Consider the following 14,940-nt stretch of genomic DNA (forward strand, 5'->3'; position numbering starts at 1 on the left):
GGACGAGTTGCGCGCTGCAGCTCTCGCCGAATTCTGCTCAACCAAACTCCACCACGATCTTGCCGAAATGGCCGCCTTGCTGCATCAACCGCAACGCGTCGCCCACGGCATCGAAGGCAAAACTGCGGCCGATCACCGGCTTCATGCCATTGCGGCTAATCGCTCCCGTCATACCCTCGAACATACGGCGGCTGCCGACAGAAAGGCCGATGACGTGCAAATTCTTGGAGAACAGGCTTGGAATCGCGATCTGCTGCGAGAAGCCGGAGAGCACGCCAATCACCAGAATGGTACCGCCGATCCGCGCCGCCTCGAGTGACTGCGAGAACGTATCCTTGCCGCCGACCTCGACGACGTGGTCGACGCCGCCGCCGGTCCACTCTGCCGCGGCCTTGCCCCACTCAGGAACCGAGCGATAGTTGATCGTGTGATCGGCACCAAGCGCACGAGCGCGTTCGAGCTTCTCGTCACTCGATGACGTTACGATCACGCTCCCGCCTGCAAGTTTGGCAAATTGCAATGCGAAGATCGACACGCCGCCGGTACCCTGCACCAGAACGGTGTCGCCGGGCTTCACCTTGGCTTCCTCGAACAGTGCGCGCCAGGCGGTTAGCCCGGCGCAAGGCAGCGTCGCCGCTTCCTGGAAAGAGAGATGCGACGGAATGCGGCTGACACCCTCCGCGTCCAGTAACATGACTTCCTGCAACACACCCGGACGCGTGCCACCGAGCGCGTAGCGCCGGCTCGCGGCTGAAACCGCTCCGTCGATCCACGATTGGAAGAACATCGGGCAGACGCGGTCCCCGACTGCTACGCAGGAAACGCCGTCGCCGGCGGCGATCACCTCGCCGGCGCCATCGGAGAACGGGATCAGCGGCAATCTGGTGACGCCACCCTTGCCCTGCACCGTGAGCAGATCGCGATAATTCAGCGATGCCGCCCGCATGCGCACCGCGACCTGCCCCGGACCGGGCATGGGCTCGGGTAGATCGGCGAGCTCCATTCCCTCGATCGACCAGTCCCGCGCGATTTGCCAGACTTTCATGGTCGGGCGCTCCGCGTCAGGTCCCAAAATTCTTCTGGATCGCCTTGTCGAGCGTTTCGCCGCCGACGAAGCGCTGGCGGAGCTCGCGCTTGAGCAACTTGCCGCTCGGGTTCTTGGGCAGGGCATCGACGAAGATGACGCGCTTGGGCACCTTGAAATGCGCCATCTGGCCGGCGCAATACTTGATGACGGATTCCTCGTCGAGCTTCTCGCCGCTCTTGACCACGACAATCGCAGTCACTGCCTCGATCCAGCGCGGATCGGGCAGGCCTACCACCGCTACCTCGGACACTGCGGGGATGCGGTAGACCATCTCCTCGACCTCGCGGCTCGCGACGTTCTCGCCACCGGTCTTAATCATGTCCTTGACTCGATCGACCACGGTGATGTGGCCCTCGTCATCGACGGTAGCGAGATCGCCGGAGTGAAACCAGCCGCCGGAGAACGCCGCCGCCGTCTTGACCGGATCGTTGTAATAGCCGGAGAGCAGATGCGGCGAGCGGTGCACGATCTCGCCGACCTCGCCGACCTTCACATCCTCCATTGAAGTATTGACCACGCGGGTCTCGACATTGAGCACGGGCTTGCCGGCAGAGCCGGCCTTGCGCAGCTGGTCCGCAGGACCCAGCACGGTTGCGAGGGGCGCGATCTCAGTCTGGCCGTAGAAGTTCCAGAACTTCACGCTGGGCAGGCGGCGCTGGAGTTCGAGTAGCACCTCCACCGGCATGATCGAGGCGCCGTAATAACCCTTCTGCAAGGTCGACAAATCCGTCTTGTCGAAATTGGGCGAGCGCAGCATCGCGATCCAGATCGTCGGCGGCGCAAAGAACGACGTGATCCTGTGCGTCTGGATCAATGACAGAATGTTGTCGGCGGTCGGCTTGTCCGTGATCACGCCGGAGGCGCCGAGATAGATTTGCGGCCCCAGGAACACATCGAGCTGCGCGCAATGATAGAGCGGAAGCGCGTGCAGGAATTTGTCGTCCACGGTCATGCCGCCGTCGATGATGCAGCTGACATACTGCCACATCACCGCTTCATGGGTCAGCATCGCGCCCTTGGGCAGCGACTCCGTGCCGCTGGTGTAGACGATCTGTGCGAGATCCCGGCTGTCGACCGACGCCTCGAGGTACGAGCCGTCTGGGCTGAGGAGATCGTCGAAGCTGGTGAGGCCCGCGGGCGCCGTGGCAGGATCCTCACCCGGCAGCCAGATCATCTTCTCGACCGCGCAATCCCTGGCGCTGGCCGCGCGCGCGGACTCGACGAAATCAGGGCCGGCCGCGAGCAGCTTTGCGCCGGAACTCTTCAGGATGAAATTGATCTCGTCCGGATTGAGCATGAAGTTGATCGGCACCAGCACCGCACCGATCCTGGCCAATGCGAACCGGAGCGCCGCAAAGGCGTGCGAATTGCGCGAGAGCACGGCGAGGCGGTCACCCTTTTTCACGCCGAGGCCAAGCAGGCCGCGGCCGAGCCGATTGCAGATCGCGTCCATCTCGGCAAAGGTCCAGCTCACGTGGCCGCAGCTCACCGCGAGCTTGCCAGGATCGCGACCCGCTGCGCGGCGCAGAAGGTCGCCGATGGAATGCTCGCGGGCCTTCGAGATGGTGGCTGCGATATCGCCGGTCATTTCCGTTCCCCTGGATTTTTTCTCTTCGTGAGGGCCGCCTGAGCACAGGTCAGGCCACCGCATTCACCCGCTTCTTGTTCTCTGCAAAAGCGTAGTCGGGGCAACCGGCCGCGTCAAATCAGCCAGCGAGCGCGGCGCCGTTACGCAAGAGTTGACGCTTCAGGGGGGCAAATCTAGCCTCGTGCACCAACGATAGAGTTTGGGGAAATGCCATGTGCCGAATTATGCGTGCCGCCCTAGCGGCCGGATTGACTGCGTTTCTGATCAGCCCGTCTCTCGCCCAGCAGGCGCCGCTCAAGATCGGCGTGCTCTCCGACTTCTCCTCGGTCTATTCCGACATCGGAGGCCAGGGGAATGTCGAGGCCACCAAAATGGCGATCGAGGATTTCGGCGGGCAGATGTTCGGCAAGCCTATCGACATGGTCAGCGCCGATGTGCTGAACAAGCCCGATGTCGCCTCGACCATCGCGCGAAAGTGGTGGGAGACCGAAGGCGTCGATATGATCATCGACCTGCCGACATCCGCCACCGCGCTCGCGGTGATGGAGCTGTCGAAGCAGTACGAGAAGATCATGATCGTGACGGATGCGGCGAGCTCCGACATTACCGGAAAGTCCTGCTCGCCCTACACCGCGCACTGGACCTACGACACTTATTCCAACGCACACACGGTTGGCAGCGCCATCGTCAAGAACGGCGGCGACAGCTGGTTTTTCCTCACCGCGGATTATGTGTTCGGCCATTCGATCGAACGCGACACCGGCGACGTCGTGAGGGCCGCGGGCGGCAAGGTGCTCGGCAGCGTCAAGCATCCGCTAAACACCGCGGACTTCTCCTCCTTCCTGCTCCAGGCCCAGGCCTCCAAGGCCAAGATCATCGGGCTTGCGAACGGCGGCGGCGACACCATCAACGCAATCAAGCAGGCCGGTGAGTTCGGCATCGTCGCCGGCGGCCAGAACCTGGCTGCGATCGTGATGTTCATCTCCGACGTGCACAGCTTAGGGCTGAAGCTCGCGCAGGGACTGATCATCACCGAGGCCTATTACTGGGACCTCAACGACAAGACCCGCGCTTTCGGCAAGCGTTTCATGGAGCGCGTCAAGCGCATGCCGACGATGAACCAGGCGGCGACCTACAGCGCGACGCTGCACTACCTGAAGGCGGTGCAGGCCGCCGGCACAAGGGACACCAAAACCGTCATGGCCAAGATGCGCGAGTTGCCGGTGAAGGATGCCTTCACCGACAACGGCAGCTTACGCGAAGACGGCCGCATGGTGCACAGCATGTATCTGTTCCAGGTGAAGAAGCCCGAGGAGTCCAAGGGCCCGTGGGACTACTACAAGCTGCTCGCCGAAGTCGCTGCCGACCAGGCCTTCCGGCCCCTGAAGGACGGCGGCTGCCCTCTTGTGAAGTGAGCCAGCAGGACGGACAAGGTATAGGGTCGCGAGCCCTGTCGGTAAGCTCAGAGCTTGTGCCCCTTCTGACGCAGCGCCTCGATCAGGCGCTGCTTCAATTCGTCGGCCGTCTTCTGGCCGAGGTCCTGGCCGATCTGCGCGCTTGCCTGCGCCAGCGCATCGGACTTCTCCAGAAGCTTCTTCCCGGCCGGCTGGACATAGAAAGCCTCGATCTGACGCAGTTCGTCGATGCTGAAGCTCTGGGCATAGAGGGCTGAGACCTGATCGACCATCGAGTTGAGGGCCGGGGTGTAGATCTCGGAACCGGGTGCCGTCACCGCGTCATAGTCGCGCTCGATCTCAGGCCTGTCCTGCGCGACCACGGGCCTCAGCTTGAGCAGGAGCTGCGGCAACAGCGCGCGATACTGGTCCGCGATCTTCAAGGTGACCACGAGCTTGCGCGCCGCGCTCATCGCCTCCGGCGACGGTGCTTGCGCCGACGCACCACAAATCAGGAGCAGGAGGGCGGCGGCGATCGTCAACACAAGTCTGGACATGAACTTCTCCGTTGGATCTCTCCGCCAAAATACAGGCCGGCGAACCTCAATGACCCGCGGGCGCCACGGCAGACCTGTCCGCGGGCGCGCTTTCCAGGACGGTGTCGGCCTCCTCGATCTCCGTCACCTTCACGAACAGGTTCGGCACCCGTCCGGCCCGGTCGAGCAGCCAGGCGGCTGCGATCATGATGACGATGCCGACGACGGAGACCGCGAGCTGCTCCCAGACCCCCTTGGTGTATTGCGTCAGGATCCAGTGCGCCGAGAACGACAGGAAGACGCCGAGGCAGAAGATCGGCAGCGAATGCTGGCCGCAGAGGATCACAGGGCGCAGCCAGGCCCCGTGCAGGGTCCGCCATTTGCGCGAGATGAGATGCGTCACCCAGATCGCCAGCGCCAGGAAATGCGTGAAGCGCAGCATGTCGAGGTCGGTCTTGTCGATCGGGTAGATCGCCTTGATCATCCATTTCGGGATCAGGGCTTCGAGCACGGGGACGTGCCAGGTCATCACGATCAGCAGCGCGAAGGCGAGCCAAGCCGCAGCCAGCGCCATCGCCGCCTTGGACCACACCCATTTCGCGATCTTGTCGATCTGGCCGATGCCGCACCAGGCCGCGAACACGAACATCAGCTGCCAGCAGAACGGGTTGAAGTACCAGTGCGTGCCGGGCGGATAGGAGGCGACGTTCCAGTCGAACCAGCGCGCCAGCACGTAGAGCACCACGGACGCGGCGAGCGTCAGGTTCGGCCGCCGCACCAGGCACCACACGATGAAAGGCGAGGCGAACACCAGCGTGATGTAGAGCGGCAGCACGTCGAGATTGACCGGCTTGTACTTCAACAGGATCGCTTGCCCGATCAGCTCGTCCGGATGCGACAGGAAATTGAACACGTTGAACTCGTGCTCGTACATCGGATTGTCGAAGCGGCGCGCGGTGCGGGCGATCTGCGCCGTGAACAGCAGGAACAGCATGATGTGGGCGACATACATCTCGATCGCGCGCCGCCACAGCCGCTTCAGCGCGGCGGCAAACCAGCCGCCCGCGACGATCGGGCCGTAGATCCAGCCGACCAGATAACCGGAGATGAAGACGAAGAATTCGGCGGCGTCGCTGAAGCCGTAATTGCGCAAGGTCAGCCAGGCCACGACGTCGTGCGGGATGTGGTCGAGGAAGATCATCCACAGACCGATGCCGCGGAAGAGATCGAGCCGCAGGTCGCGCTCGACCGGCGCGAGCAGCGCTGACTGGTCCCGTGTGATCATGGCCCCGCCTCGTTTCGGTGGGCGTCGCGCCGTCGCGGCGCCGGAAAATCGAATGCTAAAAAATTGAAATCAAAAGTCGCCTGGCCGTGCGGCCAGGGCCGACGGTAGCCGACCTTGCTGCGCGTGCAAGGGCATAGTCATCGGAGCGGGCCGCACCAGCGTGCCGTCCTCTGCGCCGCGCCATGAAGGGCCCTTCAAGATAAAAGGGCGAAAACAACCCCATGCACAGTAGCTAACCCATTGCGACGCCTGCTGAATTTATTTGACGCGTCGGGCAGATTTCGGCCGCGATGGCAGCCCGGCCGCCGCTGCCGTCAGCTGAGCTCGTCGCCCGTCGCCTGCATCTCGTTGAGCATCGCCTCGGCCTTGTGCCGCAGCGGCAGCGCGCCGCTCTCGGCGGCGATCGCGATGGTCGCGCGCAGGGCGCCAAGGATGGCCGCCTTGGCCTCCGGATCCGACGGCGGCGTCACCACGGCCTCGCCGAACAGGGCCTCCGCCTCCAGGCCGGAGAACCCCTGTTGCCGCGCGGTGTTGCGCGCCTCGCGCAGCATGTTCTGCGCGGCCTGGACGTCGCCGAGGCGATGGGTGGCGAGCGCCAAATAGATCGAGCTGCGCAGCACCGCCGAGGTATAGCCGACCGCCTTGGCCTCCTCACGCGCCTCCGTCAGCATGCCGCGCGCCCGGTCGAACAGCCCCTGCTCCAGATAGGCCATGCCGAGGTGACAGCCGAGCACCGGCACGAACAGCCGGATGCCGTGCTTCTGCGCCAGGACAAAACCGTCCTCGAGGATGGCCGCGGCCGCCGCCGGCTCGTTGCGGCCGAGCATCAGCCAGCCGCCGCTATAGGCAGCGGCGACGCGGTCATAGGGCCGGCCCGTCTCCCCCGCGATCTCCGCGGCCTGTTGCTGAAGTTGTTCGGCGGCATCGAGCTCGCCCATGACGGTGTGGGTAATGCTGCTCATCATGCAGCAGAGCAACAATGCGTATTTCGGTGTCGAGCCGAAAGGCGCGCTGGGCTCCGGCCCCATCAGCTGAGCGCAGCTCCGGGCGAAAAATCGATCAGCTTCACGGTAGCGCCCGGCAAGAAAATACACCTGTCCGAGCCCGTAGTGCGCGGCATTGAGCCATCCAGGATTACCCCACTCCTCCGCGAGGTGCGCGACTTGCTCACCGAGGGTGATCGCTTCGATGGGCGTGCCGTAGAAGTTTTGTGCAGCCGCCATGACCGTCATGGCCGCCACCTTCCGTCCGATGTCGTTGATCGCATCGGCGCGACGCTCAGCCTCCTTGCCGAGGTTGAGCCATTCGGCAATCTGGCCAGACGCAATGAATGCCGCACGCGCCTCGATACGAACATCCACGGCGCTCGCCTCCCTCAAGGGATTCGCCGGCATCATGTCCAAAGACCTCATGGCTACCTCGAAATAGTCAGCCGCATCGGCAAATGCCGACCGCGCCAGACATCTTCTCGCCGAAGCCCTGCCATAGCTGAACGACTTGTCCCAATCCTTCGCCCGCGTGGCGTGGTAGCAGAGCTTGTCGGGATCGTCGGCACTGCCTTCGCTGTCCTCCAGGGCCGAAAGAACGCGCGCATGGATGTCTTCGCGTACCTTTTCGACCATCGAGTCATAGGTGACCTGCCGGACCATCTCATGCCGGAATTCCAGGGAATTCTCCAATTCGCTATCGATCCTGACAAGCAACTCAGCGCGATCGAGCGCCGCGAGGCACCCCTGGAGAACGTCACGAGACAGGGCCGCGATCTTTTCAAGCAAGGCTTCGTTCGATCTCGGCCCCAAAGTGGCGGCGATCTGCAGAATGGACCGTTCTTGCTTCGATACCCGATCGAGGCGCGCTGCAATCACGCCCTGGATGCTGCTGGGAATGCCGAGTTCGTCGATCGGACGCACGAGCGCAAGATCGCCCCATTGGCCACGCAGCGTGCCGCTATCCTTCAACCCGCGGCAGACCTCCTCGATGAACAGGGGAACGTTGGCAGTATGAGAAATGATCCGGCTCTTCAAATCGGCGTTGGTCTCCGAGGAGCCAAGCATGTCTGCCAGCATGGCCAACCCCGAATCGTCGTCGAGGGGCCGCATCGCGACGATCTCGGCGTGACAGCGCGCGATCCAGACCGGCATGCCATTCGGCCGGGAGGTGAACAGCACGAGAAGACCGGGCGCCTGTAGCGACGCAACGGCGGCTACGACGATATCGCTCGCACGGTCAATCCAGTGCAGATCCTCGAGCAAGACTACCGTTGGCTGGCGATGGGCCAGGCTTCCAACGAGGGCACAGCTTGCGTCTGCGATCGCTTGTCCCCGTGCGTGAGGCTCCAGCTCGTCCCAGTACGGATTCGATATCGGTAGGTCGAGCACTGCGTCGAGGGCGCACTGTTGTATCGCCGGCAGATCGTCCCGAGGATCGCTTGGACTGCCGGGATGTCTTGCTGTCCCCTCCAGGATCGAGAGCAAGATCCGCTTGAGCGTGCTGAAGGGCGCGCCTTGGAGGTTCGGGCTACATTCCGCATCGATCAACCGCCAGCCATCCGCTCTCAGCTGCTGGGCAAACTCGTGCGCGAGCCGCGATTTTCCGATACCCGCATCGCCCAGCAGCAGGACGCTCTGCCGGGTTGTCCTGGCGTTTCCGGAGGTGCGCTCCAGCAGAGCCCGCTCAATCGTGCGATCGACGAAGCGAGAAACGCTACGCGCCCGCCGTACCCGCCAGCTCGACAGGTCGCTCGCGCCCACGATCCGGTAGACCGGCACGGGCTGATTGAAGCCGCGCAGGGACTTGTCGCCCAATGATTCGAACCGGACATGTCCCTCGGCGAGCTTTTGACAGGCCTCCGAGACGTAGATCTGATTCGCCTCTGCCGCCGCCTCCAACCGCGCGGCCAGATGCTGGGCGGCGCCCCCGATCTCGTAAACCTTGGAGAACTCGCTGGCGACCATGTAGGCCACGACATGGCCAGAGTGGAGACCGACCCGCACCTGAAGTCCGGGGTCACCCAGGCTTGCGACGCGGCGGACGAGCTCGATCGCGGCGTGGCAGGCCATCGGGGCATGATTGTCATCCGCGATCGGGGCGCCGAACACCGCGGCAAGCCCATCGCCCAGCTCCTTGCTGACGATGCCGCCGAACTGCCGAACCGCGCCTCTCATGGACGCCAGGGCCGGCTCCAGGCGCGAGACCGCCTCCTCCGGATCCAGTTCGGCAACAAGCCCGGTGGAATCAATCACATCGGCTCGTAAAATCGTGACGAACCGTCGTTCGCTGTCGGGATCGGAACGTTGCACGCCTGCACCGCAATTGGGACACCGGCTGTCGCCAGGGTCGATCGTCGACTGACATGCCGCGCAATGCATTCCCGTGCTTTCAAGGCCTTGCAGCGGCATCGTCGGTCGGCCTCTGCGAACGAAGCAATAAGATCGCTTATGGAAACCTGGTTAGCAACGGGGCATGCGGCTCATCTTGGGCAAACATCCTCGAACCGGTTGCTGATCTGGACGATTCACAGTCCCAGGTGGTAGCTTGCCGAAAGCTGCGCGAAAAACAGGCTGCGTATGACGAGCCGCCAGGCTCGTGTTGTGGTCGTCAAGCTTCGCGGAGCTGCACATTTCCCGGGGAAGCCAAGTACTCATTGAGGGGCAAAATACATGGGCATGAGAGTATATACGGGTAAGCCATTTAAGGACCTGATGAATGGTAACTACTACCCATTGGAGAACATGAAGAAGAGCGTAAAGAAGCTCAAGGCCTCGGAAAATATCCACCTCCCGACATTGGAATACGGCCAATATCACCTAGTTTTGACGCCGAAGAGCAAGTGGCCGCAGGGAAGCGCGAAGCACTGGCAGAAGGAGAAGGGCCGCGCTCGCGTCGATCTCACGTTCCAACCGAATACCACACCGCTGTCGAAGGACGAGCCGGACGTGATCCCCCTGACGCGATGCGCGTTGCTCGATGCCTGTGTCCGGAAGTGCTTCAACTCGGAGCCTCCGATTCCGATGAAGACCAATATCATCACGCATGCGCCGGCCGATCGCGACGCTGACCGGCATGAGATTCGGCTGGAGTGGGAGTACGAGGCAGACAGCAAGACGCCCACGCTGCTCAATCTGACGATGGTCTGTCCGCACAGACCCTGAGCTTCGGATAGTACGCAAGTACGCATTACGCCTGCGCATTAGCGCGGGCTTAATGTTTGCTTCCGATCGCCGCCCGCCCCAAGGGGCAGCCCTCGCGCTCGCCAAGAGCTGTCGAAGGAAGCAGCACGGCCAAGCCGCTGGTCCTATCCGCCGCTTCCGAAAAACCGGTTCAGCTCGTACCCAGTCTGCTGCGGAAGCTCCTCCGGGAAGAAGTGCCCGCCATCAAGCGGCTTTCCGTCCAAATCATCGGCCCAGCTCCGCCAGAGCCCCAACGGGCCGCCCTCGCTCGCATACCACGCGTTCAGAGGGCCGCGACCGCTCCAGAGCACGAGCACAGGGCAGTCAATTCGGCGGCCGGAACGACGGTCCGCCAGATCGTGCGCGTGATCGAGTGTCGCGGCCGCACGATATTCCTCGCAGATCGCATGAACATGCGCCTCATCGCTCAACGCGTCGATATAGGCTGCCCGCACGGCCGGACTGAAGCTGCCAGCTGAAGACCCCCAGCCATGCAGCGCATTGTCGATGATGGCATCGGGGGCTGCCGACAACAGCCGCTCGGGAAGAGGTTCAGGCTGCGCAAGCAACGACCACGGCCAATAGCCGACCGTCAGGTTCTTGTCGGCGCGCTCCCAGGCATCGGCGATCGGAACGATGTCCAGGACGGCAAGCCGCTGCACGCGTTCGCGGTGATCAAGCGCGAGCCGATAGGCGACACGGCCACCGCGATCATGGCCCGCGACCGAAAAACGGTCGAAGCCGAGTTTCGTCATGACGGACACCATGTCCTTTGCCATCGCTCGTTTTGCATATGGCGTATGGTCCGGACTGGAGGGAGGACAATCGCTTTGGCCATATCCGCGAAGATCGGCGCAGACCACCGTGAAGTTCTGCGCGAGCACCGGCGCAACGTCGCGCCACATCAGATGCGTCTGCGGAAATCCGTGCAACAGGAGAACGGCCGGCCCCGAACCGGCGCGACGGATGAAGATACGTGTCTCATCCGCCCGAACATCGGCGGCCTCGAAATCTTCGAACTGCATTGGCCCTCTCCTTCCGAACGACGGCAAGCCAACAAGTGAGCACCGGACGCGCCGGTGACTCGTGTTGACGCCCGGCGGCATCCTGGGTTCCTTCCCCGGACGGCATGCTCTGGACTGATCGCGCTTACGTTCGGGACCTCCACCAATGGCGACGAGACGCGCTTTGGCCCGAACGAACCAAGGCTCAGCCAAAGCAGGACATGCATGATCGAGGACGCCCCAAAACAAAAATGGCCCGCGTTATGCGGGCCATTTTCGGATCGGGACCGGTAAGGTCCGAACTTGGTTGCGGGGATAGGATTTGAACCTATGACCTTCAGGTTATGAGCCTGACGAGCTACCGGGCTGCTCCACCCCGCGTTAACCGTTGCTTTGCCTTCGTGAAAGTGCCGGGGACGGTGAATGAAGGGCCGGCGCTGTTCGCGTGGCTTGCTTCGTCCGTCCCGAAGGCTTCCTTGGAAGGCAACCCCGGGCAAAGCCCGTTGGGTGCGGGCGGTATGTACCAACCCGGGGTGGCTTTGGAAAGGGCTGCGGGGACGTTTTTTTCGACTTTATGACAGCGCGGTGGACGAATTTGCGGCCTGTTTGGCCCGCCCTTGCCAGAAGTTCCACAAGGGGCCAGCTTGCGGCCACAAAACCAGGCGGAAACGCCACTTCAAGGGGGGAGAATGCCATGGACCACGCCTTGGATCGCCCCTTGGACCGCCCCCCGCCGAGCGCCCCGCTTCGGGCCGTTGAGGAAACCTTCCGTGCCATGATCGCGCGGTCGCGGGCCGAGCCGGCGCCCGGCCTTGCCGAGCGGCTCGACCGGCTGGCGCGGCTGCGCACTGTCGTCGCCGACAACGAGGAGCGCTTCCGGCAGGCGATCTCGGCCGATTTCGGCCACCGCTGCACGGTCGAGACCACCATCGCCGAGACCATGATGGTGTTCTCCGAGATCCGTCATGCCACGAAACACCTCAAGAGCTGGATGGCGCCGCAGCGCGTTTCGACGGCGCTGCAATTCCTGCCCGCGCGCAACCGGCTGATGCCGCAGCCGCTCGGCGTCGTCGGCATCATCGCGCCGTGGAATTACCCGCTGCAGCTGACGCTCGCGCCCGCCATCGGCGCACTCGCCGCCGGCAACCGCGTCATCATCAAGCCGAGCGAGCTCGTGCCGCATTTCTCAGCGCTGCTGAAGGAGACGGTCGCCGCGCGGTTCGACGCTGCGGAGTTGCTCGTCACCGGCATTGAGGACGAAATCGCGAAGGCCTTCGCATCGCTGCCGTTCGATCATCTGGTGTTCACCGGCTCGACCCGGGTCGGGCGGCTGGTGGCGGAGGCCGCGGGGCGCAATCTGACGCCGGTCACGCTCGAGCTCGGCGGCAAGTCGCCTGTTATCATCGACGCCTCGGCCGACCTCGAAGAGGCCGCCGAACGCATCGCCTACGGCAAGCTGCTCAATGCCGGGCAGACCTGCATCGCGCCGGACTATGTGCTGGTGCCCGAGCGCGCGTTGCAGGCTTTCGCCGAAAAAGTGCGCGCGCAGATGCGGCGCATGTTCGGCACCGACCCCTCCAACAAGGACTACACCTCCGTGATCTCCGACCGGCATTATGCGCGGCTGGAAAATCTCGTCGCTGATGCGGCAAGCCGCGGCGCCAAGATCCTGCAGCCGGCGAAGGCGGACGATCCGAACTGGAAGGCGCACCGCAAATTCCCGCCGACGCTGATCGCGGGCGCGACCGCAGACATGGCGGTGATGCAGGAGGAGATTTTCGGTCCTGTGCTTCCCGTGCTCAGCTATCGCGAGCCGGCCGACGCCATCGCCTTCGTCAACGCCCGCGACCGGCCGCTGGCGCTGTACTGGTTCGGCAAGGACCACGTTGCGCGCGACGAGGTGCTGGCGCGGACCGTCTCCGGGGGCGTCACCATCAATGACTGCCTCTTTCATTTCGCGCAAATCAACCAGCCGATGGGCGGCGTCGGCGCGTCCGGCACCGGCGCCTATCACGGCGAATGGGGCTTTCGCACGTTCAGCAAGCTGAAGCCGGTGTTCTATCGTTCGAAATTCAACCGCCTCGCCGACCTCTATCCGCCCTACGGCGGCAAGATCGCGCGGCTGGAGAAGGTGATGCGGTTCATGTCGTAGGGGTAGTCGTTCCGGGGCGCGAAGCGAACCCGGAACCTCGAGATTCCGGGCTCCCGCTACGCGCGCCCCGGAATGACGATAAAGGGGGAAACATCAGTGACGGACACATTCGATTTCGTCGTCGTGGGCGCGGGCTCCGGCGGCTGCGCGGTGGCGGGGCGGCTGTCGGAGGATGCGGGGACATCCGTGGCGCTGCTCGATGCCGGCGGACGGAACGACAATTGGCGGATCACCACACCGTTCGGACTCGCCTTGCCATACAAGGTCGCGAACTGGGGCTTCGATACCGTGCCGCAGAAGGGATTGAACGGCCGTATCGGCTATCAACCGCGCGGCAAGGGGCTCGGCGGGTCCTCGGCGATCAATGCCATGGTCTACATCCGCGGCAACAAATGGGACTACGACCACTGGGCCTCGCTCGGCAATGCCGGCTGGTCGTACGCGGACGTGCTGCCCTATTTCAAGCGCTCGGAGAACAACGCCGATTTCGACGGCGCGTATCATGGCAAGGGCGGCCCGCTGCATGTCAACAGGCTGCGCTCGGACAATCCGATCCACGAAATCTTCCATCAGGCCGCCTGCGAGGCACAGTTCCGCATCCGCGAGGACTTCAATGAAGACGACCACGAAGGCCTCGGCAGCTACCAGGTGACGCAGCACAATGGCGAGCGCTGGAGCGCGGCGCGCGCCTATGTGAATCCGCACATGGGCAAGCGCGCGAATCTGCGTGTCGAGACGCAGGCGCATGCCACGCGCATCCTGTTCGAAGGTGAGCGCGCGGTCGGCATCGAATATGTCCAGGGCAAGCAGACAAAGCAGCTGCGCGCCCGCCGCGAGGTGATCCTCGCCGCCGGCGCCTTCCAGTCGCCGCAATTGCTGATGCTGTCGGGCATCGGCGACGGCGAGGCGCTTGCCGCGCACGGTATCGGCGTCGTGCATCACCTGCCGGGCGTCGGACGCAATCTGCAGGATCATCCGGATTTCGTGTTCGTCTACGCCTCCGACTACCCGCACTTCGTCCACTCATCGCTCGGCCGCCTGCCATCCCTCCTCCGCGCCATCCAGCGATATCGCGGGGACCGGCGCGGACTGATGACCACCAATTTCGCCGAGTGTGGCGGCTTCCTGAAAACCCGAACCGATCTCGATGTGCCCGACATCCAGCTGCACTTCATCATCGCGATGCTCGACGACCACGGCCGCAAGAAGCACAAGGAGGCGGGCTTCTCGTGCCACGTCTGCCTGTTGCGACCGAAGAGCCGTGGCAGCGTCTGGCTGAAAAGCGCCGATCCGCTGGCGGCGCCGATGATCGATCCGAATTTCTTGGGCGAGGCTGAGGATCTCGAGACGATGGTCGCGGGCTTCAAGACCACGCGACGGCTGATGGAGACGCCCGCGATGCGCGCTTTGCAGAAGAAGGACATGTTCACATCCGATGTGAGAACGGATGACGACATCCGCGCCATCCTGCGCGCGCGTGTCGACACCGTCTATCACCCCGTCGGCACCTGCAAGATGGGCACCGACGCCATGGCCGTGGTCGATCCGGCGCTGAAGGTGCACGGCGTCGAAGGCCTGCGCGTCGTCGATGCCTCGATCATGCCGACATTGATCGGCGGCAACACCAATGCGCCGACCATCATGATCGGGGAGAAGGCGGCGGATATGATCAGGGCGGAGATGCGGTGACTCTACCTCGTCGTCCCGGCCTAGTGCGCAATTGCG

10 protein-coding genes and 1 tRNA gene are annotated in these 14,940 nt (G+C 63.5%); 4 read left to right on the forward strand and 7 right to left on the reverse strand.

All coding sequences use genetic code 11. From position 1 onward, the window contains the following. Positions 1 to 37: 37 nt before the first annotated feature. Positions 38 to 1,045: an NAD(P)-dependent alcohol dehydrogenase gene (locus IVB47_RS03185; RefSeq protein ID WP_247459761.1), complete on the reverse strand. Its 1,008-nt coding sequence runs from the start codon at positions 1,043 to 1,045 to the stop codon at positions 38 to 40. Between the two features lie 16 nt (positions 1,046 to 1,061). Then, positions 1,062 to 2,675, reverse strand: a complete 1,614-nt coding sequence (locus tag IVB47_RS03190) for an acyl-CoA synthetase (protein WP_247362874.1) — start codon at positions 2,673 to 2,675, stop codon at positions 1,062 to 1,064. Between the two features lie 212 nt (positions 2,676 to 2,887). Between IVB47_RS03190 and IVB47_RS03195 the strand changes: the two genes are divergently transcribed. Further along, positions 2,888 to 4,090 carry an ABC transporter substrate-binding protein gene (locus IVB47_RS03195; protein ID WP_247362875.1) on the forward strand — a complete coding sequence of 401 codons (1,203 nt, stop codon included), beginning with the start codon at positions 2,888 to 2,890 and terminating at the stop codon, positions 4,088 to 4,090. 47 nt (positions 4,091 to 4,137) lie between these two features. Here IVB47_RS03195 and IVB47_RS03200 read toward each other — a convergent pair whose 3' ends face one another. The 3 genes from IVB47_RS03200 to IVB47_RS03210 all read right to left on the reverse strand — a co-directional run bounded on the left by IVB47_RS03200 (position 4,138) and on the right by IVB47_RS03210 (position 9,258). Beyond that, on the reverse strand, positions 4,138 to 4,626 hold the full coding sequence (locus tag IVB47_RS03200) for a DUF2059 domain-containing protein (RefSeq protein WP_247459763.1): 489 nt from the start codon (positions 4,624 to 4,626) through the stop codon (positions 4,138 to 4,140). A gap of 46 nt (positions 4,627 to 4,672) precedes the next feature. Next, complete coding sequence (locus IVB47_RS03205; protein WP_247459765.1) at positions 4,673 to 5,890, reverse strand: OpgC domain-containing protein; 1,218 nt, start codon at positions 5,888 to 5,890, stop codon at positions 4,673 to 4,675. Between the two features lie 314 nt (positions 5,891 to 6,204). Further along, the gene (locus IVB47_RS03210) at positions 6,205 to 9,258 is read right to left on the reverse strand and encodes an adenylate/guanylate cyclase domain-containing protein (RefSeq protein WP_247459828.1); all 3,054 of its coding nucleotides are present in this window, start codon (positions 9,256 to 9,258) and stop codon (positions 6,205 to 6,207) included. A 291-nt stretch (positions 9,259 to 9,549) separates the two neighbouring features. On the opposite strand from IVB47_RS03210, the gene IVB47_RS03215 reads away from it, so the two are divergent. Continuing rightward, complete coding sequence (locus tag IVB47_RS03215) at positions 9,550 to 10,041, forward strand: hypothetical protein (protein WP_027570125.1); 492 nt, start codon at positions 9,550 to 9,552, stop codon at positions 10,039 to 10,041. 143 nt (positions 10,042 to 10,184) lie between these two features. Here IVB47_RS03215 and IVB47_RS03220 read toward each other — a convergent pair whose 3' ends face one another. Both IVB47_RS03220 and IVB47_RS03225 read right to left on the reverse strand, forming a co-directional pair. Further along, complete coding sequence (locus tag IVB47_RS03220) at positions 10,185 to 11,084, reverse strand: alpha/beta hydrolase (RefSeq protein WP_247459830.1); 900 nt, start codon at positions 11,082 to 11,084, stop codon at positions 10,185 to 10,187. Between the two features lie 283 nt (positions 11,085 to 11,367). Then, a tRNA-Met gene (locus tag IVB47_RS03225) sits at positions 11,368 to 11,444 on the reverse strand. A gap of 313 nt (positions 11,445 to 11,757) precedes the next feature. Here IVB47_RS03225 and IVB47_RS03230 point away from each other — a divergent pair. Next, the gene (locus IVB47_RS03230; protein WP_247459767.1) at positions 11,758 to 13,215 is read left to right on the forward strand and encodes a coniferyl aldehyde dehydrogenase; all 1,458 of its coding nucleotides are present in this window, start codon (positions 11,758 to 11,760) and stop codon (positions 13,213 to 13,215) included. 96 nt (positions 13,216 to 13,311) lie between these two features. Next, entirely contained in the window at positions 13,312 to 14,904 is a 1,593-nt protein-coding gene (locus IVB47_RS03235; RefSeq protein WP_247459769.1) for a choline dehydrogenase, read from the forward strand. Positions 14,905 to 14,940: the final 36 nt, after the last annotated feature.

Origin of the sequence: Bradyrhizobium sp. 62 (genome assembly GCF_023073035.1) — a bacterium.
Taxonomy (GTDB): domain Bacteria; phylum Pseudomonadota; class Alphaproteobacteria; order Rhizobiales; family Xanthobacteraceae; genus Bradyrhizobium.